At 62.9% G+C, this 25,906-nt stretch carries 30 protein-coding genes; 14 read left to right on the plus strand and 16 right to left on the minus strand.

Annotated features, from left to right (window positions below; all coding sequences use genetic code 11):
- Positions 1 to 15 precede the first annotated feature (15 nt).
- Positions 16 to 372 carry a hypothetical protein gene (locus tag XM1_RS00435; protein WP_197603098.1) on the plus strand — a complete coding sequence of 119 codons (357 nt, stop codon included), beginning with the start codon at positions 16 to 18 and terminating at the stop codon, positions 370 to 372.
- On the opposite strand, the gene XM1_RS22945 is transcribed toward XM1_RS00435, so the two are convergent.
- The 9 genes from XM1_RS22945 to XM1_RS00470 form a co-directional block, all read right to left on the minus strand.
- Positions 361 to 1,647 carry a hypothetical protein gene (locus XM1_RS22945; RefSeq protein WP_156428595.1) on the minus strand — a complete coding sequence of 429 codons (1,287 nt, stop codon included), beginning with the start codon at positions 1,645 to 1,647 and terminating at the stop codon, positions 361 to 363. The genes XM1_RS00435 and XM1_RS22945 overlap by 12 nt on opposite strands.
- A complete protein-coding gene (locus XM1_RS00440) occupies positions 1,644 to 2,000 on the minus strand; it encodes a DUF3572 domain-containing protein (protein ID WP_231920636.1) in 357 nt (118 codons plus the stop codon). The genes XM1_RS22945 and XM1_RS00440 overlap by 4 nt, the downstream gene beginning before the upstream one ends.
- A gap of 98 nt (positions 2,001 to 2,098) precedes the next feature.
- A complete protein-coding gene (locus tag XM1_RS00445; protein WP_231920637.1) occupies positions 2,099 to 2,560 on the minus strand; it encodes a YfbR-like 5'-deoxynucleotidase in 462 nt (153 codons plus the stop codon).
- A 35-nt stretch (positions 2,561 to 2,595) separates the two neighbouring features.
- Positions 2,596 to 2,739 carry a hypothetical protein gene (locus XM1_RS23770; protein ID WP_156428596.1) on the minus strand — a complete coding sequence of 48 codons (144 nt, stop codon included), beginning with the start codon at positions 2,737 to 2,739 and terminating at the stop codon, positions 2,596 to 2,598.
- Positions 2,736 to 2,984 carry a hypothetical protein gene (locus XM1_RS00450; RefSeq protein WP_068428067.1) on the minus strand — a complete coding sequence of 83 codons (249 nt, stop codon included), beginning with the start codon at positions 2,982 to 2,984 and terminating at the stop codon, positions 2,736 to 2,738. Before XM1_RS00450 ends, XM1_RS23770 begins: the two co-directional genes overlap by 4 nt.
- Complete coding sequence (locus XM1_RS00455) at positions 2,985 to 3,998, minus strand: YafY family protein (protein ID WP_231920638.1); 1,014 nt, start codon at positions 3,996 to 3,998, stop codon at positions 2,985 to 2,987.
- 632 nt (positions 3,999 to 4,630) lie between these two features.
- Complete coding sequence (locus XM1_RS00460; protein WP_068428070.1) at positions 4,631 to 5,530, minus strand: plasmid partitioning protein RepB C-terminal domain-containing protein; 900 nt, start codon at positions 5,528 to 5,530, stop codon at positions 4,631 to 4,633.
- 1 nt (position 5,531) lies between these two features.
- Positions 5,532 to 6,401 (minus strand): plasmid partitioning protein RepB C-terminal domain-containing protein, encoded by an 870-nt coding sequence (locus tag XM1_RS00465; protein ID WP_068428073.1) that lies wholly within the window; start codon positions 6,399 to 6,401, stop codon positions 5,532 to 5,534.
- Positions 6,398 to 7,918, minus strand: a complete 1,521-nt coding sequence (locus XM1_RS00470; RefSeq protein WP_068428076.1) for a recombinase family protein — start codon at positions 7,916 to 7,918, stop codon at positions 6,398 to 6,400. Before XM1_RS00470 ends, XM1_RS00465 begins: the two co-directional genes overlap by 4 nt.
- Positions 7,919 to 8,051: 133 nt before the next feature.
- Between XM1_RS00470 and XM1_RS23775 the strand changes: the two genes are divergently transcribed.
- The 9 genes from XM1_RS23775 (at position 8,052) to XM1_RS00510 (ending at position 14,574) form a co-directional block, all read left to right on the plus strand.
- Positions 8,052 to 8,342 carry an XRE family transcriptional regulator gene (locus XM1_RS23775; RefSeq protein WP_156428597.1) on the plus strand — a complete coding sequence of 97 codons (291 nt, stop codon included), beginning with the start codon at positions 8,052 to 8,054 and terminating at the stop codon, positions 8,340 to 8,342.
- A 566-nt stretch (positions 8,343 to 8,908) separates the two neighbouring features.
- Entirely contained in the window at positions 8,909 to 9,136 is a 228-nt protein-coding gene (locus XM1_RS00475) for a hypothetical protein (RefSeq protein WP_068428079.1), read from the plus strand.
- Between the two features lie 201 nt (positions 9,137 to 9,337).
- Positions 9,338 to 9,553 (plus strand): hypothetical protein, encoded by a 216-nt coding sequence (locus tag XM1_RS00480; RefSeq protein ID WP_156428598.1) that lies wholly within the window; start codon positions 9,338 to 9,340, stop codon positions 9,551 to 9,553.
- 89 nt (positions 9,554 to 9,642) lie between these two features.
- Positions 9,643 to 10,341, plus strand: a complete 699-nt coding sequence (locus XM1_RS23780) for a DUF5343 domain-containing protein (RefSeq protein ID WP_156428599.1) — start codon at positions 9,643 to 9,645, stop codon at positions 10,339 to 10,341.
- 110 nt (positions 10,342 to 10,451) lie between these two features.
- A protein-coding gene (locus XM1_RS22950) for an IS5 family transposase (RefSeq protein WP_148207253.1) occupies positions 10,452 to 11,293 on the plus strand; the annotation gives its coding sequence in 2 pieces (ribosomal slippage) (positions 10,452 to 10,824 and positions 10,824 to 11,293; 843 coding nt in all).
- Positions 11,294 to 11,351: 58 nt separating this feature from the next.
- Positions 11,352 to 11,876, plus strand: coding sequence for a Swt1 family HEPN domain-containing protein (locus XM1_RS00495; protein ID WP_197603099.1), 525 nt, complete (start codon positions 11,352 to 11,354; stop codon positions 11,874 to 11,876).
- Positions 11,877 to 12,047: 171 nt separating this feature from the next.
- Positions 12,048 to 12,758, plus strand: coding sequence for a 5-oxoprolinase subunit PxpB (pxpB, locus tag XM1_RS00500; protein ID WP_068428088.1), 711 nt, complete (start codon positions 12,048 to 12,050; stop codon positions 12,756 to 12,758).
- Entirely contained in the window at positions 12,751 to 13,797 is a 1,047-nt protein-coding gene (locus XM1_RS00505) for a biotin-dependent carboxyltransferase family protein (protein ID WP_068428092.1), read from the plus strand. Before pxpB ends, XM1_RS00505 begins: the two co-directional genes overlap by 8 nt.
- A 6-nt stretch (positions 13,798 to 13,803) precedes the next feature.
- The gene (locus tag XM1_RS00510) at positions 13,804 to 14,574 is read left to right on the plus strand and encodes a LamB/YcsF family protein (RefSeq protein WP_068428095.1); all 771 of its coding nucleotides are present in this window, start codon (positions 13,804 to 13,806) and stop codon (positions 14,572 to 14,574) included.
- Positions 14,575 to 14,772: 198 nt separating this feature from the next.
- Here XM1_RS00510 and XM1_RS00515 read toward each other — a convergent pair whose 3' ends face one another.
- Both XM1_RS00515 and XM1_RS00520 read right to left on the minus strand, forming a co-directional pair.
- Positions 14,773 to 14,997 carry a hypothetical protein gene (locus XM1_RS00515; protein WP_068428098.1) on the minus strand — a complete coding sequence of 75 codons (225 nt, stop codon included), beginning with the start codon at positions 14,995 to 14,997 and terminating at the stop codon, positions 14,773 to 14,775.
- Between the two features lie 87 nt (positions 14,998 to 15,084).
- Complete coding sequence (locus tag XM1_RS00520) at positions 15,085 to 15,618, minus strand: hypothetical protein (RefSeq protein ID WP_068428100.1); 534 nt, start codon at positions 15,616 to 15,618, stop codon at positions 15,085 to 15,087.
- Between the two features lie 233 nt (positions 15,619 to 15,851).
- On the opposite strand from XM1_RS00520, the gene XM1_RS00525 reads away from it, so the two are divergent.
- Entirely contained in the window at positions 15,852 to 16,271 is a 420-nt protein-coding gene (locus XM1_RS00525) for a two-component system response regulator (RefSeq protein ID WP_068428103.1), read from the plus strand.
- Between the two features lie 6 nt (positions 16,272 to 16,277).
- Positions 16,278 to 16,688, plus strand: coding sequence for a peptide ABC transporter substrate-binding protein (locus XM1_RS00530; RefSeq protein WP_068428106.1), 411 nt, complete (start codon positions 16,278 to 16,280; stop codon positions 16,686 to 16,688).
- A 97-nt stretch (positions 16,689 to 16,785) separates the two neighbouring features.
- On the opposite strand, the gene XM1_RS00535 is transcribed toward XM1_RS00530, so the two are convergent.
- Positions 16,786 to 17,931 (minus strand): tetratricopeptide repeat protein, encoded by a 1,146-nt coding sequence (locus XM1_RS00535; RefSeq protein ID WP_068428109.1) that lies wholly within the window; start codon positions 17,929 to 17,931, stop codon positions 16,786 to 16,788.
- Positions 17,932 to 18,137: 206 nt separating this feature from the next.
- Between XM1_RS00535 and XM1_RS00540 the strand changes: the two genes are divergently transcribed.
- Positions 18,138 to 19,340 (plus strand): pyridoxal phosphate-dependent aminotransferase, encoded by a 1,203-nt coding sequence (locus tag XM1_RS00540; RefSeq protein ID WP_068428112.1) that lies wholly within the window; start codon positions 18,138 to 18,140, stop codon positions 19,338 to 19,340.
- Between the two features lie 207 nt (positions 19,341 to 19,547).
- Here the strand turns inward: XM1_RS00540 and XM1_RS00545 are convergent, their stop codons facing one another.
- A complete protein-coding gene (locus tag XM1_RS00545) occupies positions 19,548 to 21,242 on the minus strand; it encodes a methyl-accepting chemotaxis protein (RefSeq protein ID WP_068428115.1) in 1,695 nt (564 codons plus the stop codon).
- Positions 21,243 to 21,588: 346 nt separating this feature from the next.
- Between XM1_RS00545 and XM1_RS00550 the strand changes: the two genes are divergently transcribed.
- Positions 21,589 to 22,638 (plus strand): HD-GYP domain-containing protein, encoded by a 1,050-nt coding sequence (locus XM1_RS00550; protein ID WP_068428118.1) that lies wholly within the window; start codon positions 21,589 to 21,591, stop codon positions 22,636 to 22,638.
- 157 nt (positions 22,639 to 22,795) lie between these two features.
- Here the strand turns inward: XM1_RS00550 and XM1_RS00555 are convergent, their stop codons facing one another.
- From XM1_RS00555 to XM1_RS00565, 3 genes are all read right to left on the minus strand, one after another.
- Positions 22,796 to 22,987, minus strand: coding sequence for a hypothetical protein (locus tag XM1_RS00555; protein ID WP_156428600.1), 192 nt, complete (start codon positions 22,985 to 22,987; stop codon positions 22,796 to 22,798).
- A gap of 107 nt (positions 22,988 to 23,094) precedes the next feature.
- Positions 23,095 to 24,801 carry a methyl-accepting chemotaxis protein gene (locus XM1_RS00560; RefSeq protein WP_231920639.1) on the minus strand — a complete coding sequence of 569 codons (1,707 nt, stop codon included), beginning with the start codon at positions 24,799 to 24,801 and terminating at the stop codon, positions 23,095 to 23,097.
- Positions 24,802 to 24,953: 152 nt separating this feature from the next.
- Positions 24,954 to 25,826, minus strand: a complete 873-nt coding sequence (locus XM1_RS00565; protein ID WP_068428124.1) for a branched-chain amino acid aminotransferase — start codon at positions 25,824 to 25,826, stop codon at positions 24,954 to 24,956.
- Positions 25,827 to 25,906 lie beyond the last annotated feature (80 nt).

Genomic DNA, 25,906 nt, shown 5'->3' on the forward strand with positions numbered 1-25,906 from the left:
CTAGCGGGGTTTGGGGTGTTCCATGACGGACACCGCGCCACCGATGACTGCCTTGCCGCCCTGGAAATCCTGGCCCGCCCATTGCCGGTGTCCGGCGTCCCGGCCATGTCCAAATTGCTGGAAGAAGCCAGGAAGCCAACCTTCAGGATATGGGCTGAGAATGCCCCCTATGATTTCAAAGATGCGTTGAAGGCACGTGGGTATCGCTGGTCTGACGGTGCAGATGGCCGCCCAAGGGCCTGGTACACCGACGTGGGCGAGGGCCAACTACATGAGGAAAGGGATTTCCTGGTTCGGGAAATTTACCAGCGTGACGTGGACTTGATGGTGAAGCGGATCACCGCCGGGGATCGGTTTTCGCTACGGGTTTGATTTCAATTTTTTTCCAACGTATGGATTCCAGCCGGTTGCCGCGATGACAGCCCAGGCCGTTGCTCCCAGATGTGGCAGGCGATAGTAGTAGAAATCCGCCGAAATGCTATCGGGGCCGATGGCTAGCCCGGTGGTATGCCGCTCCTGCGGGGTTGCCCAGATATAGCCACCGGTCGCAAATAGGCCCTCAAGTTTGGAAAAAATTTGCTCAGCTTTGTCGGCCTGTCCAAGCAGGCGATAGATCAGGGCTGCCTGGGCAGTTCCCTCCGACCAAAATCCACCTCGATCATTGTTAAATGAGAACCCACCAGGGACGCCGTGGGCTGCTTCCGCATAGATGAGCGAACGACGCCACTCAACAGGCGCGTCAGGCAGGAGTTGGGGCCACAACTGAGCATCAAGACCAGAGGTTTTTCGATTAAGGGAAATTCCATCAGGCAATGTGCCCGTAATAAATTTCCCTTCTTTCTCATCCCATTGTGACAGTGTGAATTTTCGCGCCTTGCCAGCTTCATGCCGCCATTGTCCAGGTGCTCCAGTTCGGGCAAGCCACTGGAATACGGCTTCAAGGTCGGCGTTGTGTTCCGTGGATTTCCACGTAAGCAATCGTGGATTGCCCTCGCCGTCAAAAATGCCCCCGGTGAATCCGCCAACGCCACGCAGATCTGAAGTTTCAGTTGTTGCCCAGACGGCTAACCGGGATGCCGCCGTAAGAAATTGGCGATCCCCCGTGGCATCGGCCAAGGTCAACAGGGCCAGCGCAGCCCATGCGACATTGCCAGTCGATGTGCCGACTTGATACGCATCCTCAAGCCAGCGACCAGATTTGGCATCCCACCAACCATTCGGGAGAGGCGGTTTCTCTTGCGGTCCCGCTCGATAGGCATTGCGAATACGGCCATTATTTCCAGCGCGATCAGATGATGCGGCAAGAGCGAGAGCTTCCCCAACTCGCTTGGCTTGCGGCAAGCGACCACAGGCGATCAACGCAATGGCAGTTAATGCATTATCGTAGGTCATCGCTGCGGTAGACAGTGCCACATTGTCCGGCGGTCCGCTTCCGGTTGGGCCATCGAAACTCCGCAAAAACAAAGGCCCGAAGCGTCCTTCGGCGTTGTCTACTCTGGCGGCCAAAGACGCACACCCGATTTGGGCCACTGCCTTGGCATGGTCGCTATCAGTTCCCTTCGCAGCATCGCCTCCGAAGACGGGGCATATTGTGGCGACCGTTATGGCAATAACCGCCAGGGAGATTGGATGGGTTTTGATGGTCATGGCAGTTTCACACGCGCCATCATCGGCAGTTCCGGCGGCAATCCCGCATGCTCCGCAAAATCCAACAGCGACCGTTCATCAGACAGCACGAAGTCCAGCACCGAACCCAGGAATGCCGACTGGTCGATGCGCTGACGGAGGTCATCACCACTGCAGCCGGTGACAGCAATGAACCGGTCCCGCATCTCGTCGTCTGCCACAATCCATGCCACAGCCTGAAGAGCGACGGTTTCAGCGTCACCCGGGGTCAGCCTGACGGTGACCTGCTTTGCCTTTGGAACGTATTCTTTGAACGGGTCCATCATTACCTCCCCGAAGCTGACCGGCGGGTTGAGCACCACCGCTTGCGACACTGATGTCCACCCGCCCTCAGGTCATGGAAGACTGACAAAAACTTGTCCCGTGCTATGGCTGACGACCAAGCCACCAGTTCAATATCAGGAATGGCTTTTCACCATCCGAATAACCGGCGCGCCTCAAGCTCATCGAAACCGGCCACGTGGATCGCCTCTAGGAAAGCGGCAAGACGATCGGCGCGATTAACAGCATCACTCCATTCATGGGGGAGCGTGGCCGGCAGGCCGAACGCTGAATGGATGGCTGCCGCCATCCGTGTTTCAAGCTCGACATACGCTTGCCCTATAGCCCTCTTAAATGGGGTTACGAGGTCAGAGGTTACGAACTCAGGGCCGTCATGAAGTAAGGCGGCAAGCAGGCAATGGATTGGTGCAGTTGGCTGATCCGTGGCGACGAGTTCCGTTACCAAGATGGAATGCTGGGCCACTGAATACCCGTGCTCCCCATGAGTCTGACCATTCCAGCGGGCCAGCCTGGACAGTCCCAGCGCGATGTCCTCGATCTCAATGTCCAGAGGGCTTGGGTCCAAGATATCCAGGCGACGCCCCGATAACATTCGCTGCCAAGCTCGACCGCCGACTTGTCCCACAATCACCGCCCTTGGATGCTGGCGATTTGGAGGGAAGCTGAAACGACTGGCTTACCTCCCGCTGCCAGAAAATCGTGTAAGTCGTCCATCAGCACGGGCGTCATGGCGATAAATGCGAATAATCCGATCCGGGTCCAGATGGTCATTGGGCATCCTCCGCGAGCCGCTCAACCGCCGTCAAAACCCGCATCGCTGCAGAATGCTCTGGCCATCGACCATCTCGAGCAAGCGCATCAGCACGGAGGGTAGCGTCTTCAATGGCGACCTGAATGCCATACCGCACGATTAGCTCTTTGGCTGCTCTGTGCACGTCATCATCGGTCGGACGCTGTGTGGTCGAGATGTTCATCAGCAGGATAGGATGCAAGATAACGGTGACATTTTTGGTCACCTATGGCGTCGCTCCCCATGACATTCTTTGACCGTGAACGATCTCCGCTAAGCCTTTGGGTTCCAGCACCTCCACCTTGTCGCCCCAAGCATAGAGGTGCCATGCCATTTCCAAGTCTGAAGCTGCATGAAGGGTCACCAGCAGGGAGCCGTCCGGTTGGCGTTCAATCTGTTGGGACGGGTGGAAAATGAACTCCTCAGCATCATCGGCGGCTTCAGGAGAAAATTTCCAAACTGTCTTGAATGGCTCGCCCTGGAAGAGGCCAAACGATCGGGCTGCATATTGGTCGAGGGAAAAATCAGGCTCGCGAGTGAACGGCTCATCTGTCACTTCCAGGCCTTCGATATGCGGGAGAGCGAACAAGACCACGTTGTTAGCTTTTAGATTTTCATGGAACGCGACGAGGTAGTTCCGGTGCCCGTGGAGGAACCCGTAGGGATGGACCAACCGCTCGTTGACCTTCTTGGTCTTGCGGTTTCGGTACTGAAGTTTGACCTTCACACACGCTTTGATGGCTTGCCGTAAATCTCCCACCACGCTGATTTCAATGCGTGGACGTGGGCCGGGGCGCATCGCCAACCCTTCTGCCTCAAGCAAAGCTTCAAGGTCAGGCTCAACCTTTCGAGCCACATCCGGTTTGAGCAAGGCCCGCAATTTGGCTCCAAGGGTCGCCAATTCAGCGGCCTCGTCCTCACGGTTATCCCGTTCGAACAAGTTGATTGCACCCTCAATGGCAGCCAACTCCTCGGCGGTGAAAGCAACCAGGCGATCCACGGTTCCTGAGGGAAGCCGCCACCGCTTCGTCCGCTCGCCCGTATCCACTTCTTCCATTTGAGGAAAGTTTCTCATCGCGGCATCGCGCATGCGCATGGCTGTCCGCCGACCAACTCTGAACTTTTCCTCAATATCGGCGAGCGAAAGGCCACTCCGGGCCGCTTGGAGTTCCAGGGCCAACTGCAAAAGGTTATCTGCCTTCTCGTAACGCATTTCCCGCCCCATGACCAAATTGGTCATGCATTCTGACCCGGCCATCGCTAACAGGCAACCCCATGAGAACGGAAGGTGACCGATTTTGACTCCCTGAGCCGTTATGGTCATGCTCATGGTTATGAGCACCCGCCCAACGACACAATGCTTTCCCGCTGATTGGCGGTATGTGGATGGCCATCTAATCGAAGCCCGCCATGACGGCGAGATTCGAATATGGGGCCCGTGGGGGGGGGCCTTCGGCTGCCGAACAGCGGAAGGCACTGCGGTCATTCCCGAGTGGCAGCCATTGGGCCTTCTGGGAGTTTGGTTTGAACCAGTCGGCCTAAAGGACGAAGCCTGGTTCGCATCAAGGGCTGCACTGGCCGCGTACTGGTCAACAATTCCAGCTTGCGTACGATTAAAAGCAGCCCAAGCCGGAGACAGTCAGTGGCAGGCATGTTTGCATGCGCATCACAATTATGCTCCGCTGCAGATCAAAGGGCAGTCGGCCGATCAGGCCCATTCCTGATCGGCCGCGCTGGCCTGCCCGATGGCACGCCATTGGCGGGCTCAGAACGGGTTCGCCGCCATCCCCGCCGCCGCGCTTGATCCGCCCCTCACGACGGCGTCTCCTGCGGTCCCCGCGCTCCTTGGGTCCGGGTCCCCATTGTCCGGCGCTATATGGTCGGCACCGATTGATCCAAGGATGAAACCGACACGATCACTCGGAATTCCTCCAGCAGTTCCGGATGGTTTTTCATCAGATATGTCTCGATCTCCGGGTTGGTGATCAGCTTGGATAGGTAGCCCGTGGCGATGACCAATTGCAGGACGTCATCGCCGTAGGACGCTTCCACCGCTTTGAAATCCTGCTGAAGGGTTTCCATTTCCCGTTCCATCCGCGCCATCTGTTCTGGCGTGATGCCGCCCACCTGCTTCGGACGATCCGGCCGCACCAGATCGTGCTGACGGGTGGCGGCAAGCAAGGCTCTGGCATAGCTGGACGTGAAATTGCCGGCCGCGATCATCAACTCGGCGGCTTCGATCTGCCTGCCTGGTTTCATCTTCTTCAGGGTTTCGATGGTTTTCGGATTGATGGACTTATCCTTGAGCATCTCCACAACCTCTGAGCAAATCCCATCGAGTAATGCCCGCCGTCGCTTTACCTGCTTCACATCGATATCAAAGGTCTTGGCGATCTTCTCCTCCGGGACACCGTCATCGATGGCGCGGGAAATCATGTAGTGCTCTTGAATCGTGGCCAGCCGGTTGATCCGCTTGTTGTAGGTGTAGGATTCGTCATCGCTCGAAATCAGGCAGCGAACCTCCTGCTCACCCCGATCCATTAGCACCGCCAAACGCAAGTGCCCGTCCAAGAGTAGATACCGATCCTGACCTTGCTTGGGGCGGGCGACGACCAGGGGCTCGATAACCCCAACCTCCGCAATGGACGTGGCAATGATCTTGAACTTCGTGGACTGCCGCTGTGCAGTCGATACCTGGTGCAACGGGAGAATGGCGGTCAGTGGCAAGGTAACCAGCCGGGTTTCAAACGCAGAATTGACCGGATCAGGCATCTCAAACTCCGGTCCCACCCAATCGCTCCAGAAGGGGGCGGGGCATGGTGTGCATCGATTCAGCCCGCAGCAACGTCACGAAATTGGTGTCAGCCAGGAGCCGACGCAGCGCATTGACGAGGAATATCAGCCGGCTCTGGGTCAGGGTGGCCTTCTTGATGAGCACCTTCTGCCGCTCAGTTTCCTTGCGATAGGCCCGAACCAACGCATCGGCGGTGACCTGCTTCAGCGAGCGGTGGCCGCCAACCATCTGCATCCGTTTGCCACTCTGATTGCGCTGCTCAATGATGCGGCGGATCGCCACCAGCTGATTGCCAGGGAGGGTTCCGCTTTCATAGGCGTCGGCAAGGGCCTGCTGGACATCCGCGTCTTTGGCCCGAGCAATTTCCATGGCGATGCCGTGTGGCATCACCCCTCTTTCGACAGCAGCCAACAGCCGCTTCTCGCCATGATCCAACAGGAAGCAGATGGAAGAGATGTAATCATGGCTGAAGCCGGTCTTGGTGGCGATTTCCGTGACGCCGTAACCCCGCTCTTTCAGAGAGCCAATTTCCCGAAGTAGTTCCATTGGGGTGCGATGCCGGCGAGCGAGGTTCTCTACCAGAGACATGACGAAGCAATCTTCCCTGGAGGCCTGAATGACCAAGGCGGGGATTCTCTTCTGCCCCAGGGCAATAAACGCTTCCAAGCGCCCCTGGCCGCACACCAAATCGTAGCCTGATCCATCCCCACGCAGGCTGATGGTGATCGGCTTTTTCAGGCCCAGACGGGCGATGCTGGTGACCAGTTCCTGGAAAATCCGCTTGTTGCGCACCCGTGGGTTCAGGACCGCAATCGATTCCACGGGAACCATATGGATCTCGTCGCTCATGCCGCACTCCTGATGCTGGCCCGGGACGCCAACCAGATAAAGTGGTCGATGGTCTCGAAGCGGTAGGCGTCCCAGTAGAAACTGTTGTCCTCTTTCAGGCGGACGGCCCCGGGGGCAACGTCAACACGAGGGAGAAGGTAGTAGTCCAACGGGTGCTGATTATCGGCATCCATGCGGATGGCGATGGTGATGTCGGGTCGAAGCCCGGTGTCGAAGCGCATTTTCCAGCGCAGACCACCCGTAGGCAACGTCATGCACCGAACGATCACTATCGAGGCGGTGAACTCCCCGTTCACCGTCAGCAAGTCAGTGGCAGGATCACAGATCACGCTACCGCTCAGCCTTTCGATCTCCGAGGTGATCTCGGCCAGGATGTTGGGATGCATCCGGCGCAGGGAGCGATTGATCTCAATGTAGCGGTAGTCCCGGCCAGGCGAGTAGCCCACCAGTTCATAGGCGCGAAGTAGGCTGCCGAACCGGGTCCGGAAGGCCGAACTGGAGGGAAAATTCTCTTTCTCATCGATCACCAATCCCGAGAGGACACCTCGTTCCTCGAACAAGCCCCGCAGGCCAGCTAGCATTTCTTCATCGGTGAGGCGGATCGAGCGTTGACGAATGATCGCTTGGGCCGCCAGGAAAGTCGCCAGATCAACGATGGCGTCAAACACACCATCCGCACGGACGAGCCTGTCCGGGCCGTTCTTGATCCGCTTCTTCTTCAGCTTGAAGGAGATGCGGTTCCAAACGTTGTTGCCAACGTATTTTTCGTTGATCAGCACCTGATGCACCGTGCCCCTGGTCCAGGGACGACCCAAGTCGGTCGATATGCCTCGCCGGTTGAGGATGGCTGCGATTTCCCGTTCGGGTTTGCCATCCTCAATGAAGGCACGGTACATCCACTTGACCGTTTCGACCTCTTCCGGCGGCCCCAGCACCAAGACGACGCGGTCTGTCTGGATGCTTTTGTGCTCCCCCCGCTCCAATTCGCCTTTGGGTGTTCCTGCTTGATCAATGAGGCTCCGCCGCAAACCGAATCCAGGTGGTCCACCCTGGCGAAAACCGTGTTCGATCAGGCGGCATTGGCCGGCAAACACCTTGGTCGATAGCTCACGGCTGTACTCGCCGGCCATCTTGCGTTTGAGCATCTTCTGGATGTCGGAGCCAAAGCTGCCATCGTTTTCGAACGGCTCGGCGCAGTACTGGACGTCGATCCCGGCTCGCCGACAGACAAACTCGTTATGGGCGGCCTCGTCCGCATCCTGGAACCGGCCCCAGCGACTGACGTCATAGACGAGGATCACCGAATAATCGGCCTTCCCGGTTTGGACATCGCCCAGCAACTGTTTCAGGGCGTCCCGCCCGTCCAGTCGTAGGCCACTCTTACCCTCATCAGCGTAAGTCCGGACGATCGTATAGCCCCGCCGGGCCGCGTATTGACGGATCGCATCGGACTGGTTCTCGGTCGAATACTGCTGATGCTCCGTAGACATGCGGACGTATTCCGCCGCACGGATCATCCCACGGCTTACCGATACTTCCCCGGAATATGGATTGTGTCCTTGGGCCAATCCAATCCCCTCCGCGTCATCCGTCGATTTGGCGCTGCGCCTTGGTGGTCAGCGTCATTAACCATACGGATGGAGTGCATCCATGTCTTTGCCGGAAAAGGGCACAAAAGTGCCCTCTTCAGGTGTTGACAGTGGCGGAATCCTTGATCTTTCCAATGCCATCGCCAACGCAATTCGGGACGAACTGAGAGGGAGGCGCTCCCAGGTCAAAATCGTCGCTCGCTGGACTGGCGCCAGTGAACGTGCCGTCAAGAAATGGCTGGCGGGGGAGACTATTCCGAATGGTCAGCATCTAGTGGCACTGATGAGCCATTCTGAACTCGTGACTTGGGTGGTATTGGCTGCCGCGGGGCGCGTCAAGCCACCCTCATAAGCCAGGGGAATGGCAGCCATCTGCATCAGCTATTGCGCACCGACCGCCCGCTCACTATACGCGGCCGCGATGTGGCTATATGCTGAATAATTGAGTAGCAACGACGCGTATGCTTCTGGAGGGTATGCGGTCGCTATGGCCATCCCCTTGCAGCCAACAAACACGATCATGCCGCTATTCATGAGTCTGACCAGCCATATGGTCTTTTTTCCAGACGATTTATTGCTCAATAAAATTGCACGCCCAGACTTTAAGTCACGAACCATCTGAGAGAAATCGCCAGGCCCCATCACACATTTGTAGCGTTTGTACAATCTCCGGTGAAAATGCCAGTGCTCACGGCCAATTGATGCTCCATACCAGCGAGGATCCAGACCGCATTCCATTCTTGCCTGCTCCATTCCCATGTCATCAATGGGGCCATCCAATTGACAGTTCCCAAGAATGCTCCCCGGGCGTGACAGATTTGGTCACTGGAACTGAGGGGAATGAAGGCGGCTCGGCATCATGGATTGGGCCAAGGCTGCGTCGCCGTGGCCCCGCGGTTGTGGTAGGATTGTGCCGCAATGGTCAACGTGTTGAAGAACCCGAGCGAGAAGGAAGTGGCGCGCCTGACAAGAGGCGGCGCCATCTTCAGGGCGGCTAAGGATTATGTGACCGGGGACCTCTACCTTTGGGAGGCTGAAGCTGCCAGCCACAATGAGGTCATTGAGCGGATCGGCAACTATGGAAATGTCGACTCGGTCGGCCAAGTCGGAAGCGCGGCGGATTACCGGAAGCTACTGAGCAAATAAAGGGGGTGGGATAACGGCAGAGAAGGTTCGATTCCCGCCGCCTTCCCTCCGCCATTTAAATGCCAAAGGCCCCCTTCACGGGGGCCTTTGGCATTTAAGGTGGTGCGGGGATCGGTGAACGATCCGCCGGTTCGGTGAGGGCGCGCTTTCATAAAGCGCGCGCCCGAACGACGCAGCCCAATGGGCTGCGGCAATCCCGCTGTGGCCACCTATTTTATTGTAAAATCGTTTTTCATGAACGCCCTGCAAGGCCACGGCGAAGAGGGAATGTCGGGCCGCTATGGCCGGGGCATCTTCCTCAAGAAGCGGGCCGAGGCCATGGGGCGGCTACGGTACGAGGGATTGGACCTGGGGCATCTGCTCCCGGATGTTTCGGGGCAAAAATCTCAGCGGGCATCCGATCAAGCGGCAGAGTGACATTCCCCCCGGCGGGGCTGCTATTGCAATGCGGGGGCTTTCGTAGCAAGCTAAACCATCAATTGTTTTTCTATTAGTGGGGGTGGCTTGTGGCCGGAGAAAGCAACTCAAGCACAGCAATTGAGGAAAATGATGCGCAAGGTGGGACGCAATCGCGCCGTAAGATTCAAGGCGGATTGCCGTACACGCTATCTCCCGGCGTTCTGACGCGAGTGCTTGAGAAGCTCCCCATCAGTGAAAAACCCAGCATCTTCACCCAAGACTTTCTTGGCACTGTTTTAGGCGCAACGGGCGGCTCTGCGCGACCCATTATCCCCATACTCAAAGCAACTGGTTTGTTGAATCAAAGTGGATCGCCTACCGAACTCTACTCACAGTTCCAAACAGAAGGAGGGAGGGCAAAGGCTGCCGAGTTGGCTCTAAAGACCGGGTTTGTCGAGATTTTCAAACGAAACCAGTTCGCTCATCGAGCCGATGAGAAGGCGATCATTGACCTCATCGTAGCTGTAACGGGGCTACCAAAAGGCGACAGAATTGTCAGAGGCATATACACCACATTTGAAGCGTTTCAGACGTACGCAAAGTCAGCGAGAGAAGATGTCGGTCCAGTGCCTCAAGCAGAGACCAACTCACCAGAGCTCAATTCACCGCGACATGAGGAAGGCGTTCAGCGAACTACCCCGAAGTTGGGTCTTGCGTATAACATCAATGTGGTTCTCCCAGAGACCACAAACGTTGATGTCTATAACGCAATCTTCAAAAGCCTAAGGAGCAATCTGCTTCAATGAACGAGCATCATAAAATTGAGCTCTTTGTTCTAAGAGGCCGTCCGGAAGGTTCTTGAATCAGGTGAATCGGTTATGATTCCATGGGTCTCCAGAGAAATGCTGGGGGCGCCATGTGGACCAAGGACAACCGACGGCTCTATGAGCGGAGCGGACTTCGCTATCCAAGTGATCTGACGGATGAGGAATGGTCGCTGGTGGCGCCGCTGATCCCACCGGCAAAGCGCGGCGGGCGCCAGCGAACGGTGGATCTTCGTGAAGTGGTGAATGGGATCTTCTACGTGTTGATGACCGGTTGCCAGTGGCGAGCATTGCCCACGGACCTGCCGCCCAAAAGCACGGTGCATGAATATCTTGGGCTGTGGGAATGGGATGGCACGCTGGCACGCCTCCATCACGCCCTGTTCATCGAGGTGCGGGAACTCTCCGGCAAAGAAGCCAGCCCGACGGCGGCGATCATAGACAGCCAGAGCGTCAAGGGCGCGGAAAAAGGGGGGCGCGGATTGATCCATCGGGCTACGACGCTGGGAAGAAGGTCAAAGGCAAGAAGCGGCACATCGTCGTCGATACGCTTGGCTTGATCCTCGCGGCTCATGTCCAACCGGCCGATGTCCAGGATCGTGATGGCGGATTGCCGGTCCTCAAGGAGGTCCGGCGCCTCTTCCCCTTCATCGTTCGGGTGTTCGCTGATGGCGGCTACCAGGGGGCCGCCACCGCGGCAGCCGTCCGCGCACTCGGGGCGTGGCACCTGGAAATCGTCAAACGCTCCGACACCGCCAAGGGGTTCGAAGTTCTGCCAAAGCGGTGGATCGTTGAGCGCACCTTCGGGTGGCTGGGGCGTTGTCGCCGTCTCGCCAAGGACTTCGAGAATCTCGCCAGGATGGCGCTGGCGTTTCTTCGCCTCGCCATGATCCGCCTCATGCTGCGAAGGATAGCAAGACACCGGAAATCATAGGAAACTTCACGGACGGACTCTAAAGTGCGCAGTCATCGAGAGTAGCCTGCGATCGTCTTTGACTGAGTACGGAGAGGCGGACACAGCCGCCGATGATGATCTGATCCGCGACAAGCTTGAGCCATACATTAGGCAGTTTGACTTGGCGAACCGCAAGAACGCCGCCAAGATGGCCCGCTACTATCAGATCTTTTACATGCTTGAGAATGACATCAGGCAACTTATAATCGAAACCCTCGAGAGCGCTCACGGCCCGAATTGGTGGGAGACGAAGGCGCCTCAGGGAGTGAGGGATGAGGCGAAGAAGAACAGAAGCAGAGAAGAACAGGCGGCAGTAAGTCCGCGATCTGATGACGAAATCGACTACATAACCTTTGGACAGCTATGGGATGTCATTCGAGAAAACTGGACTGACTTTGCTGGTATTATGAGCAACCAGTCTGCCGTTGGGCGGGTTCTCTCCGGGCTTAACATGCTTCGCGGGACAATCGCCCATTGCGGTGTCTTGGCCGAAGATGAGGTTGACCGGCTGAAGTTGGCAATCCGGGATTGGTTCCGGGTTCTCGAGGGGCCGAAGGCGTAAGATTACCCCTATCCCGCACGACCAAGCCCCAGCGAGGCATCACACCGCATACAGATCAGCGACCAACACCTCCCAAGACCATTGCACCTCCACGCACCCTCCCGCCGCTGCGGCACTCCCGCCCCCGCACATTTCCGTTGCGCCGGCCGCCGGTGGGCGGACAATGCGGGGATGGAGACATTGCGCATCACCGATGTGGGCGACACCGCCTTCAGCGTCGAATTCGGCGATTCGGTCGATCCGGCCGCCAGCGCCCGGGTCACCGGGCTGCGCCATGCCGTGGCCGAGGCTTGCCGGGCGGGGAGGCTGGCGGGGCTGGTGGAGACGGTTCCCACCTTCCGCTCGCTGCTGGTGCAGTACGATCCGCTGGCGACCTGCCGCGCCGAACTCGAGGCCGAGATCCGCGCCATCGCCGGCACCAGCGGGACGGCGCCCGAGGCCGCCGGCCGCCTGTGGGAGATTCCCGTCTGCTACGATGCCGATCTGGGCGAGGATCTGGGGGAGATCGCGGCATCGCGCGGCCTGTCCAGGGACGAGGCCGTCGGTCTGCACACCGGGGCCGAGTTCTTCGTCTACATGCTGGGCTTCATGCCGGGCTTCGCCTATATGGGCGGGCTGCCCGAGGCGCTGCGCCTGAAGCGGCGGGCCTCGCCCCGGCTCAAGGTGCCGCCGGGCTCGGTGGCGGTGGCCGATGCCTTGTGCGCGGTCTATCCCTGGGAAAGCCCCGGCGGCTGGCACCTGATCGGACGGACGCCGCTCAAGGTGTTCGACCTGGAGCGCGATCCGCCCAGCCTGCTGGCGGCCGGCGACCGGGTGCGGTTCAAGGCCATCGACCGCCCGACCTTCGAGTCCCTGCGCAACGGGGGATCGTCCCATGGCTGAGGTTGCGGGGCTCGAGATCGTTCATCCCGGCCTTTACACCACGATTCAGGATCTGGGCCGCTTGGGCTTTCAGGACCAGGGCGTGCCCCCCGCCGGCGCGCTGGACCCCGTCGGTCTGCGCCTCGCCAACGCCCTGGCCGGCAATGCCGGCGGAGAGGGCGCGCTGGAGATCAGTTATATGGGACCCGTCATCCGCGTCGCGGCGGATTCGGTGCGGATCGGCGTGGCGGGCGAGGTCAAGCTGGTCATCGCCGAGAACGGGACGCCCCGGCCGGTGGCCTCCAACCGCTCACACCGCCTGAAGCGCGGCGACGTGCTGACGATCGGCGCGGTGAGCGGATCGTCCACCGCCTACCTAGCGGTCGAAGGCGGCTTCGCCCTGGCCCCGGTGATGGGCAGCCTGTCCACCTATGCCCGCGCCGGGCTGGGGCCGCTGGGGGGCAGGCCGCTCGCGGCCGGAAGCAGAGTGCCGCTGCGGCTAGGCGATTGCGCCGGCCGCGATGAGACGGCGCTGGGCCGCCCCATGGAGTACGGGGCCGGGCCGATCCGGGTGGTTCTGGGCCCCCAGGCCGATGCCTTCACCGAGGACGCCGTCGCCACCCTGCTTGGATCGGAATACCGCGTCACCCGCGAGGCGGACCGCATGGGCCTGCGCCTCGACGGGCCCAGGCTGGCCCATCGGGGCTCCGCCGACATCGCCTCGGACGGGCTGGTCGGCGGCTGCATCCAGGTGCCGGGCAACGGCCAGCCCATCATCGTGCTGGCCGACCGCCAGACGGTGGGCGGCTATGCCAAGATCGCCACGGTGATCTCCGCCGACCTGCCACGGCTGGGCCGCGCCGTGCCGGGAACCGTGCTGACCTTCGCCGCCGTGAGCGTCGCCGAGGCGGAAGCGGCGCGGCGCCATCTGGAAAGGGGCGTGCGGCAAGCCATCGAAACGATGACGTCGCTCTCGCCCACCGGCATCGACATGGAGGCACTCTATGGTTCCGACCTGGTCTCGGGCATAGTGGACGCGGTCAGCGGATTGGGAAGGTAGGCGGCCATGGCGCTCCGCGTGGATTTGAACTCCGATTTGGGCGAGGCCTTCGGCCCCTGGTCCATGGGCGACGACGCGGCCATGCTGGCCATCGTCTCGTCGGCCAACATCGCCTGCGGCTTCCATGCCGGCGACCCCATGGTGATGACCCGCACCATCCGGGCCGCCAAGGCGGCCGGCGTGGGCATCGGCGCCCATCCCGGCTATGCCGACCTGCAAGGCTTCGGCCGCCGCGCCATGACCTTGTCCGCCGCCGAGATCGAGGCCCTGCTCGCCTATCAGATCGGGGCGCTGAAGGGTGTCGCCGCCGCCTGCGGGGCGACGGTGGGACACGCCAAGCCGCACGGGGCGCTCAGCAATCTGGCGGCGGTGGACGGCGAGGCGGCCATGGCGGTGGCAAGGGGCATCCTGGCCGTCGACGCGGGCCTGATCCTGCTGGCCCCGGCGGGATCGGCCATGGTCGCCGCCGGGCGGCAAGTGGGGCTGAGGGTGGCGGAAGAGGTGTTCGCCGACCGCAATTACGACGATGACGGCAATCTGCTGCCGCGCTCCCACCCCAGGGCCATGGTGCATGATCCCGAGGAGGCCGCCGCCAACGTGCTGCGCATGGTGACCCAGGGCATCCTGCGCTCGGTGAACGGCCGGATCATCGCGTGCGGCGCCCAGTCGGTCTGCGTCCACGGCGACGATGCCGGCGCCGTGGCCCTGGCCCTGCGGCTGCGCCAAGGCCTGACGGCGGCCGGAATCGAGATCGTCCCCCTGGCCGCCCTGGCCTGAGAGACTGTCCGGGATCGCCAACCGGTTGTCTGAGGAATGCCCCAGGCCCACACGATTGCGGTACAGGGCCAAAACACAAAATGAGGCACCAGGGTCGCCATCGCGTCCCCGCCCCGATCGTCATTCCAAAGCGCCACCTGCCCCATCACGCGCCAAACCAGACGCATAACGGGCCGATGGACGAAGCCGCCACCAAGCCTAGACTGAAATATCCACAATGGTGCCGATGGAGCCGCTCTTGACGGCGGAATCAGCGACCGCAGCGGCCTGCTGCGCCGACTGACCGCCTTGGGTCAGTACCTGCGCAATGGCTTGGGCGGCCATCTCTTCCTGCTTGATAACCGTCAGCGGCGCCTGCAATCCCGCGGCGGCCCGCTGAAGATAGAGCGCCGAATTCCCGGCGCCGACGGATGATGCGTCCATGGTCCTGCCTTTCTGGCTGAACGGTTAGACCATTACGTTAACGCATTCTTCATTAAATGTCACGTTCTGGAATCTGGGTGTCGCCCATCACTGGGGATCGCCGGCCAGCTCGCGCATCACCTGCCCCATGAGCCGGGCGAAACGGGCATCGTCCGGCCCGTCGACCTTGCCCACCCAGCCGCGCACCCACGACAGCAGCGAGCCGCCATGGCAGAAGGCGGCCATGACGTCGATGCGCCCGCCATCGGCCCTGGCCGCGGCCGTCACCGCCCGGCCCGCGCACAATTCGGCGGCGTCCAGATTGGCCGGCGCCCCCAGGGCCACCACCACCTTCACCTTGGGCAGGCTGGCAGCCTGGGGGTCGGAGGTCATGGCGAAGGGCCGGGCGGGAATAGCCGCCGACATGGCCGTGGCCACCTTCGCCCGCAGCTCGGCGGCCGAGGTGCCGAAGGGATCGCCATGCACCTCCAGCAGCAGCGGCCCGGAGGAGGTGGCGGCGAAGAAGGTGCTCCAGGTGGCGGGGTTGCGATAGCCGCCCGGCACCGTGGACGGGCCGTCGCCGCAACCGCCCACCAGGGCGGCAAGGGCGGCGGCGCCCAGCGAGAAGAGTTTCTTCATCATACTCTAAAGTTACTCCGCCCGGGCCGTTAGGCAAGCCCATACCCGCCCTATAACCCTACTGCGATTCCACCTAATACTAGAGACTCGGTTTTCCTCAGCGCCCGTACGGTGTTACGGTATTCACCGGATAAGCTGTCAAAGCGTCCACTTCCGGTCAACGAGCCGGGCCAGGGAAGGAATTGCGCGGTGCGGGGATATTGGCCCACGCACCCGGCGTCTCGGGGGAAGAGGGCATGGGACGGCGCGTCTGCGTCTTGATCATCGAGCCGAACGCCCATATGCGGCGCCTGATCGGCACGCTGATGGGTGCGGTTCCCGCCCACGAGGTGGTCGAGGCGCGCACCCCGCAGCAGGCCGAGTCGCTGGTCGCCTCGCGCACGCCCCATCTGGTGATCATGGACTGGTCCGACGACCCGACCGAGGGCGTGCTGTTCGTTCACCGGCTGCGCCGGGGCGAAATCGGCCGCGCCGACGTGCCGATCCTGGCCATCAGCCCCACCCTGCATCATGCCGTCCTGGAATCGGCGGTGGAGACCGGCATCGACGAGATCATCGCCAAGCCCATCTCGGCGGTTGAAATCATCGCGCGGGCCACCGAACTGATTGAGCAGGATCGCCGGCGCACCGAGACGGCGGAACAGGCGGCGGAATAATCCTTGATGGCCGGAGACGGCGAGCTTCCCGAAATTTCCCCCGAGGCCCTGGCCCGGGCCGAGTCGGCCCTGGCCGGATTGTCGGGGCGCTACCTCGACTGGGCCACGGCCGATTCCGTCCGGCTGCGCGCCTGCCTGGACGAAGCGCAGGCGCCCGGCGCCGACCTTGCCGCCCTGCTGCCCCGCCTCTTCACCATCAGCCACGACATGAAGGGCCAGGCGACCACCTTCGGCTACCCCCTGGTCAGCGAGCTGGGCAACCGGCTGTGCCGGCTGATCGAGGAGGCGGGACCGGCGCCGGCGCCGGAAATCCTGGCCCGCGCCGCCCGGCTGGCGGACGGCATGGCCCAGGTCATCGCCGAACGCCTGGAGGGCGATGGCGGCGAACGGGGGCGGATCCTGCTGGATAATTGCTGAGTCCACCGGAGTTTTGCGGGCGAGACGCCCGCGCTCCGCGTGACGGTCCGTCCTTATTGGAGCGCGGCCGTCCCGGCCGCGTTCCACCGCCGGCCGATCAGAGCCCCGCGAGATCGCGCAGTTCCTGAACCAGTTGGCGGGCCCGGGCGGTCTGGCGTTGGTTCATTCCCTTGGCGATGGCGTCGCGGGCCGCCTTGGCCCCCTCCTCGCCCTGGGCGGCGGCCAGATCATACATGACGTAGGCCCGGATGGGGTCCTTGGCGTAGAAGCCCTGGCCCTTGGCGGCCAGATCGCCCAGGGCGACCAGCGCCTCGGCATGGCCCTGGACGGCGGCGGCTTCGAGCCAGGCGACGCCTTCGACCATGTCCATGGGCAGTTCCATGCCCGCCACCTTGGCCGAGCCCAGCAGATACTGCGCCTCGGCATGGCCCCGGCGGGCGGCCGAGCGCAGCCAGCGCTCGCCCTCGTTGATGCCGGGACGCAACTGCACCGCCTGGCCCTCTTCGGCATTGAGCGGCTTGGCGGCATACCACACGGCGCCGAACGGATGGCTCTTGCGCTCGGCGTCCTTGAGGTTCCACTCCTCCTCGGCGGGCTTGCGCCACATGGCCGGGCGGGCGAGCAGCAGACGGCCGAGCCGGAAGCGGGCTTCGACGTCGCCATACAGCAGGGCGGCCTGACGGTACCAGGCCTCGGCCTGCCCCACGTCGGGAGCGACCCCATGGCCGCGCTCCAGCACGTCGGCCAGCCCCATCATGGCGCGAAGGTCGCCGTTCTGGGCGGCTTCGGCCAGCCAGGCGATGCCGTCGCGCGAGCCGATGGCGTGAACCTCGCCGTCGAGGAACAGGTCGACCCAGCGGGCCCGGCCCCGGGCATCGCCCAGGGTGCCGGCCTTGTACCACCAGTTGCCGGCGGCGTTGAGGTCGCGGGCCACGCCCTTGCCGGCCTCGAAGGCCTTGGCCGCCTCGGCGGCGGCGGCGACATGCCCCTCGGCCCCGGCCAGGGTGAACCACACCAGCGCGGCGCGGGCATCGGCCTTCAGCCCATGGCCGCCGTCGCGATAGGCCACGGCCAGCTGGTACTGGGCCTCCATGTCGCCATTGGCGGCGGCGGCGGCCAGACCGGCATGGCGCGGCTCGGCCGCGGCGGCGGGCTTGGCGCCCTTCTTCGGCGCCGCCCCGGCCCCTTCGGCCAGAGGCAGGCTGAGAGCGAGCAACGCGGCGACGGCAGCGGCGATCCTCATGAAACGGCACTTTCCATAGGAAAAAGGACGGGGGCGCATGATTCCACTTCCCGCACAGGATGGCAATCGGAGCTTCGGCCTTCACCTTATCGCCCCACTCCGAGCTGCCATTCTATCATAAAATCAGGATGATCCTTGCACTCGTACGCGGGCGCGCGTAACTTCGCCCCCCGCGAATTCTCTCATCTTTTCGAGGACCCCGACCCATGCCGTTCATCGCCGACAGGCTTTCCGCCATCAAGCCGTCCCCGACCATCGCGGTGACCCAGAAGGCCGCCGAACTGAAGGCCGCCGGCCGCGACGTCATCGGCCTGGGCGCGGGCGAGCCCGATTTCGACACCCCGGACAACATCAAGGCCGCCGCCAAGGCCGCCATCGACAAGGGCCAGACCAAGTACGTGGCCCCCGCCGGCACGCTGGAGCTGCGCCAGGCCATCGCCGCCAAGTTCAAGCGCGAGAACGGCCTGGACTACACCCCCGACCAGATCACCGTCGGCGTCGGCGGCAAGGGCGTGATCTTCAACGCCTTCATGGCCACCATCAATCCCGGCGACGAAGTGATCGTCCCCGCCCCCTATTGGGTGAGCTATCCTGACATCGCCCTGATGTTCGGCGGTCAGCCGGTCTTCGTGCGCTGCCCCGAGGAGAAGGGCTTCAAGCTGCAGGCCGCCGACCTGGAGAAGGCCATCACCCCCAAGACCAAGTGGCTGGTGCTGAACTCGCCGTCCAACCCGACCGGCGCGGCCTATTCCTGGGACGAGATGAAGGCGCTGACCGACGTGCTGGTCAAGCATCCGCACGTGTGGATCATGTCCGACGACATGTACGAACACCTGGTCTACGACGACTTCAAGTTCTGCACCCCCGCCCAGGTGGAGCCCAAGCTCTATGACCGCACGCTGACCATGAACGGCGTGTCCAAGGCCTATGCCATGACCGGCTGGCGCGTCGGCTACGCCGCCGGCCCGGCCGCCATCATCAAGGCCATCAACATGATCCAGTCCCAGTCGGTGACCCACACCGCCTCCATCAGCCAGGCGGCGTCGGTGGAAGCGCTGAACGGCACCCAGGACTTCATCCCGAAGAACGCCGAGGTGTTCAAGCGCCGCCGCGACCTGATCGTCGGCCTCTTGAACCAGTGCCCCGGCATCACCTGCCGCACCCCGGAAGGCGCCTTCTACGTCTATCCGTCCTGCGCCGGCGTGATCGGCAAGAAGACCCCCGACGGCAAGGTCATCAACAGCGACACCGACTTCGTCGGCGCCCTGCTGGAGGCCGAGGGCGTGGCGGTGGTCCAAGGCGCGGCCTTCGGCCTGGAGCCCTATTTCCGCATCTCCTACGCCACCTCGGACGCCGCGCTCACCAAGGCGGCCGAGCGCATCAAGCGCTTCTGCGAAAGCCTGAAGTAGGCTTGAAGCCTAGACGGCATAAAAAGGGGGCGGTTCCGCGAGGAACCGCCCCTTGCCGTTTCACGTCGGTCTGCCCCAATCCATTCCGCCCGTCATGCCCGGACTTGATCCGGGCATCCATGGTTCCGCCCCCACAGCGCTAAACGGCACCGCGTGGATGGCCGGGCCACGCCCGGCCATGACGAGGAGACAATGCAAACGGCTTAGCTAAGCCGCCTGGGTGCGGATTTCCCGCAGGAAGCCGTCGATCTCGCGGGTCAGCGTGCCGTTCTGGGTCACCATCTCGCGGGCCGAGCCGGCCACTTCCTCGGCGGCGGTGCGCGACGTGTTGGTACCCTCCTCCACCTTGCCGATATGCTCGGACACCTCGCGGGTGCCGCGCGCCGCTTCCTGCACCGAGCGGGTGATCTCGTGGATGGCGGCGTTCTGCTCCTCCACCGCGCTGGCGATGGACGACGTCGCCTCGTCCACCCGGTTGATGGTCTCGCCGATGTGACGGATGGCCGCCACCGCCTTGGTGGTCTCGGCCTGGACCGCATTGATCTGGGAGGTGATCTCCTGGGTGGCCTTGGCGGTCTGGTTGGCCAGGGTCTTCACCTCGCCCGCCACCACGGCGAAGCCTTTTCCCGCCTCGCCGGCACGGGCCGCCTCGATGGTGGCGTTCAAGGCCAGGAGGTTGGTCTGGCCGGCGATGGCGTCGATCAGCTGGACCACCTCGCCGATGCGCCCGGCGGCGGCGGCCAGGGCCGACACCATGCCGTTGGTCTGCTCCGCCTCCTCGGCGGCGGCACGCGCGATGTCGGCGGTCAGCGCCACCTGACGGCTGATCTCGTTGCCCGACGCGCTCAATTCCTCGGCGGCCGACGCCACGGTCTGGACGTTGCCCGAGGTCTGGGCGGTGGCGGCGACCACGGCGCTGGTCTGTTCGGAGGTTTGCTCCGCCGTATGGGTCATGGCGCTGGACGCGCCGTTGAGGCGGCTTCCCACCTGGCTGATGGCCTCCACCGCCGCCTTGACCCGGCGCTCCAGCCCGTCGGCCATCTCCAGCAGCGTCCGGTTCCGGTCTTGGGCGGCGACCTGCTTCATCCGCTCCTGCTCGCTCAGAAGCCGGCGATTCTCGAGGGCCCCGCCCCGGAACACCTCCATGGCGCGGGCCAGGGCGCCCATTTCGTCCCGGCGCTCCGTCCCCTGGACCTCATGCTCGATGTCGCCCTGGGCCAGGGCGCCCATGCGGGTCACCAATTGCCCCAGCGGCCCGGTGATGGACTTGGCGATCAGCACCGCCACCACGCCGGCCAGCAGCGCGAGCGCCGCCGCCTTGAGGCCGATGTCGACCATCTTGGCCCGGTAGGCCTCGTCGATGTCGTCGATGTAGACGCCGGTACCGATCACCCAGCTCCACGGCTTGAAGTCGGCCACGTAGACCACCTTGGGCACCGGCGGCTGATCCTTGACCCGGGCCCAGTGGTAGTAGACGTATCCGCCGCCGTCCCGGCGCGACACATCGACCATCTCGCGGGTGATGAAGATGCCGTTGGGGTCCTTCATCTGGGACTGGTCCTGCCCGACCATTTCGGGGCGCAGGGGGTGCATCACCGCGCTGTACTGGTAATTGTTGATGAAGAAGTAGTCGTTCTTGCCATAGCGCAGGAATTGCAGGGCGGTCTTGGCCAAGGCCTTGGCGTCGTCCTCGCTCAGTTCGCCCTTGGCGGCGCGGGCCTGATAGCCGGCGACGATGGAGGTCGCCGATTCCACCAGATGCTTCAGCGACTGCCGGCGGTCCTCCACCAGCGTGTCGCGCAGCGAACTGAGGCTCTGGGCGGTCAACAGGCCCAACCCCACCACCAGCAGCGCCACCAGGGCCCAAATCTTTCCGCCAATACCCAGCTTGAGAGCCCCCATGACGCACCTCCCACGACAGACGGAGCGAGCCTCACTCACCCCGGGCAGCAAAACCGCCGACAGACCGGACATAGTACGTTAGACCTAGATTAACCAGACATAAAGACTTTTGTGAATGCCCTCCTTGGTCTATCCGGCCGCCGCAATCACCCTCGGAAATTACGTATTTTCAACCCATTGCTGTAAGTTTCGACCAGGGCTGCCAGCCCCGAACCATAATACCAACGGCCAGGACGACATGGCAGGCACGACTCCAGCCCCACTTAACAACCCCGTCACATTATGCCACAACATTGGAGTGGCTCGGGTTTTGGCCCTATGCCGCAGGACGGGCGGGATATTCCTGATGCACCTGAAACGGGACCTCGAAATGACCGATTTGCGCTCGAGATCCGTGGACCTCCTGCTGGTCGAGGACAATCCCGCCGACGCGCGCCTGATCGAACTGTTGCTGAACGAGGTGGGCGGCTTTCACTGCCGCCGCGCCGCCACTCTGGGCGACGCCGTCGCCGCCGCGATGGCCGAGCCGCCGGACGCCGTCCTGCTCGACCTTTCGCTTCCCGACGCCCACGGCATCGAAACGGTGGAGCGCCTGCGCATCGCGGCGCCGACCCTTCCCATCGTCATCTGCACCGGCCTGGACGACGAATCCATGGGCCTGCTGGCCCTGCAGCACGGCTGCCAGGATTATCTGGTCAAGGGCCAGGGCGACGGCAACCTGATCCGCCGCACCATCCTCTACGCCATCGAGCGCAAGGCGGTCGAGGAGGAGCGCCGCACCACCGCCGAGCGCCTGAAGCGCGTCCTGCTGCAAACCGTCCGCTCGCTGTCGCTGACGCTCGAGATGCGCGACCCCTACACCACCGGCCACCAGCGCCGGGTGGCCCAGCTGTCCACCGCCATCGGCCAGCGCATGGGCCTGTCCGAAGCGACGGTGGAAGGCCTGCGGACCGGGGGATTGCTGCACGATATCGGCAAGATTCACGTCCCTGCCGAATTTCTCTCGCGCCCCGGCAAATTGTCGGCGGAAGTCCACAAGGTCATCCGCATGCATCCCCAGATGGGCTGGGAGATCATGAAGGATATCGAATTCCCCTGGCCGGTGGCCGAGATGATCCGCCAGCACCACGAACGCCTGGACGGCAGCGGCTATCCCATGGGACTGAAGGGCGACGAGATCATCCTGGAATCGCGCATCATCGCGGTGGCCGACGTGCTGGAAGCCATCTCGTCCCACCGGCCATACCGGCCGGCCCTCGGCCTGGACGTCGCCATCCAGGAACTGCGCGACCATGCGGGCACCCGCTATGACGCCACGGTGGTGCAGGCCTGCATCGAGGTGGTGGAGGAGAAGGGCGCCGGCATCCTCGACGAGGATGCGCCGCCGCCCATGTAATACCAGATCCCGGTGATCGCAGGCGATCACCGGGATCGCCCTCAATCGGCGGGCGGGCGCTGTGCGCCCTTGCCTCCCGCCGCATAAGCGGCGCGGCCCTTCGGGCCTAACCAAATCCCGATGAGGCCGGCTCATCGGGATTTGGTATAAGGGCGCGCTATTCGGCGGCGATGACGGAAGAACGCCCGTCGCGCCGGGCCATGCGGCGCAGTTGAGCCATCAGCAGCTCACGCGGGTTGTGGCAGGCGCCGCACCAGACGATGGCGGTGCCATCCCCATAGGAATGGACGCGATGATCACTGCTCTGCTGGCAATGCGGGCAATCGAGCACGGTCTTGGGCAGGCTCATGAACACCCCCTGGTCGAGGCCCACAGAGTTACCTGGAATCGCTCCGGAATGGAAGGCGAAACACCGCCGCCCTGACCTGCGCTCCGCTCAGACCTGGGCGCCCCCGCTCACACCTCGCGGATGCCGTTCAGGAAGCGGTCCACCTCGGCGCGCAGCGTCATGGCCTGGCGCTGCAGGGTTTCCACCGCCCCCAGCACGTCCTTGGCCGCCTGGTCGGTCTCGTGGATGGTCTGGGTCACCGCGTTGATGTTGTCGTAGACATAGCGGGTGCCCGAAGCGGCGTGGTCGATGTTGCGGGCGATCTCCTGGGTGGCGGCGCCCTGCTCCTCGATGGCCGAGGCGATGGCGGTGGTGATGCCGTCCATGGAGGAAATGGTGGTGTTGATGCCGCGAATGGCGCGGACCGTCTTGTCGGTTTCCTTCTGGATGGTGCCGATCTGGGACGCGATGTCCTCGGTGGCGCCCACCGTCTGCCGGGCCAGGTTCTTCACTTCCGAGGCCACCACGTTGAAGCCCTTGCCCGCCTCGCCGGCCCGGGCCGCCTCGACGGTGGCGTTCAAGGCCAGCAGATTGGTCTGTTCCGCGATGCCGGTGATCATCTCGACGATCTCGCCGATCTTGTCGGCGGCGCCGGCAAGGCCCTGCACCCTGGTGTTGACCGAATCCGCCTCCTTGGTGGCGGAGACCGCCACCTGATTGGACATCCCCACCTGCTGGGCGATCTCGCTGATGGAAGACGACAGTTCCTCGGCGGCGGCGGCCACGGTGCTGACGTTCTGATTGGCCTCGCTGGCCTGGCGGGCGGCGGAACCCGCCTTTTCCAACGCCTGGTCGGCGGACTCCACCATGCTGCGCGCCGTCTGGATCATCTGCTGCGCCGAGGCCGACACGGAATCCAGCACGGCGGTCACCGCCTGGTCGAAGGCGGCGATCAGCCCCTCCAGCCGGTGCATGCGCTGTTCGCGCACCGCGGCGGCCGTCTGGGCCTCGGCCTCCATCTTCTGCTTGGCGATGGTGTTGTCCTTGAAGACCTGGACAGCCCGGGCGATGTCGCCCACCTCGTCCTGGCGATCCAGCGCCGGCACGGCGATGGAGACGTCGCCACGGGCCAGCTTTTCCATGCGGACGGTCATGTCCTCGATGGGGTCGGCGATGATGCGCTTCAAGATGAGGCGCACGCCGAACACGGCCAGGACGGTGGCGACGATGCCGCCCACCACCAGCCAGGTCAGGACCTGGTGAAGACGCGCCTCGGATTCGGTGGTGGACAGCGACGACGACAGCACGGCGATGACGTCGCCGTCATTCATGCCCATGCCGCCATGACAGGAATGACAGACCTCTTCCTTGGCGCCCTCGGTGACGCCCAGCACGATGGGCAGGGAATAGCGGTAGAAGCCGCCCTCGAACCGTCCGACCGGCACCTTGCTCTCAAACGCCTGGCGGTCGACGTCGTCCCTGGGCAGCTTGGCCGGCTTGTCGGGCTCGGCGTCCTTCATATAGGCGGCCACCTGGGGCCCCCAGGCGCTCCACACCTTGCCGGGATAGTGGATGTTGCGGGAGTCGAACCAGTTGTTGAAGACGGCGATGCCGATGTTGTCGCCGTCTTCGGGCCGCTTCGCCATCACGTTCTGGATAAGCGCGTGCAGCGAGGTCATCTCGTTGGCCGAGAGCTGCTGCAGCTGGCGCTCCATTTCGGCGCGCTCGAACCTTGCGATGGTGAGGACGACACCGGCGATCAGGATAACGACGCCGACACCGACAATGAGCATGAAGCGGCTGGACAGCCGCAGATTCTGCCACGCGTGCGACACGGAAACTCCCATCCGTTCAAGCGCGGCCGGCCCAACCCGGTCGCAACGCCCATCCCTGTTCCCCAGCGGAGACTATTACGAAAGCCCGGACTTGAAAATACCGGGTTTTGACGTTCCGCAAGGAAAATGGCCGGCGCTGCGACCGGAAATTATTAAGAGCGGACCAATGCGTCATAATCCGTAATCAATTGACGCGTAATATCGCCGGGCGTGAAGGTATAGGTCCCGATCTCGCGGACCGGGGTCACCTCGGCGGCGGTGCCGGTGAGGAAGCATTCGGACGCCTTGGCCATGTCCTCGGGGAAAATGGCCCGTTCGACCACCTTGATGCCGCGCTTCTTGGCCAGGTCGATCACCGTCTGGCGGGTGATGCCGTTCAAGAAGCAATCGGGCGTCGGCGTGTGCAGTTCATCACCGAACACGAAGAAGATATTGGCGCCGGTGGCCTCGGCGACTTGGCCGCGCCAGTCGAGCATCAGCGAATCCTCGTAGCCGTCGCCCTCGGCCTTGTGCTTGCTCATGGTGCAGATCATGTAGAGGCCCGCCGCCTTGGACGCGGTGGGCGCCGTCTCGGGGTGGGGGCGCTTCCAGGTGGAGATGTTGAGGCGGATGCCCTTCATGCGGGCCTCCGGGCTCCAGTAGCTGGGCCAGGACCAGGTGGCCACCGCGAAGCGGATCTTGGTGGACTGGGCGGCGACGCCCATCATCTCCGAGCCGCGCCACGCCACCGGGCGGACATAGCCGTCGACGATGTTGTTGGCCTTGACGGTGGCCATGGTGGCGGCGTCGATCTCGTCCGCCGTCCACGGCACCTCGAAGCCGAGAATGCGACCCGAATCGATCAGGCGCTGCGAATGCTCGCGCAGCTTGAACACCTTGCCACCATACACTCGCTCGCCTTCGAACACGCAGGATCCGTAATGCAGGCCATGAGTCAGCACGTGGATCTTGGCGTCACGCCAGGGAACCAGCTTGCCGTCGAGCCAGAGAAAGCCGTCGCGGTCGTCGAAGGGGAGGACTGACATGGTCGTTCCGTTCCAATAAGAAGGTGGCAGGGACGCTGGAGGTTGGAAAATTACCAATCTCTCTTGCATGACGTAACATT

Origin of the sequence: Magnetospirillum sp. XM-1 (assembly GCF_001511835.1) — a bacterium.
Taxonomy (GTDB): domain Bacteria; phylum Pseudomonadota; class Alphaproteobacteria; order Rhodospirillales; family Magnetospirillaceae; genus Phaeospirillum.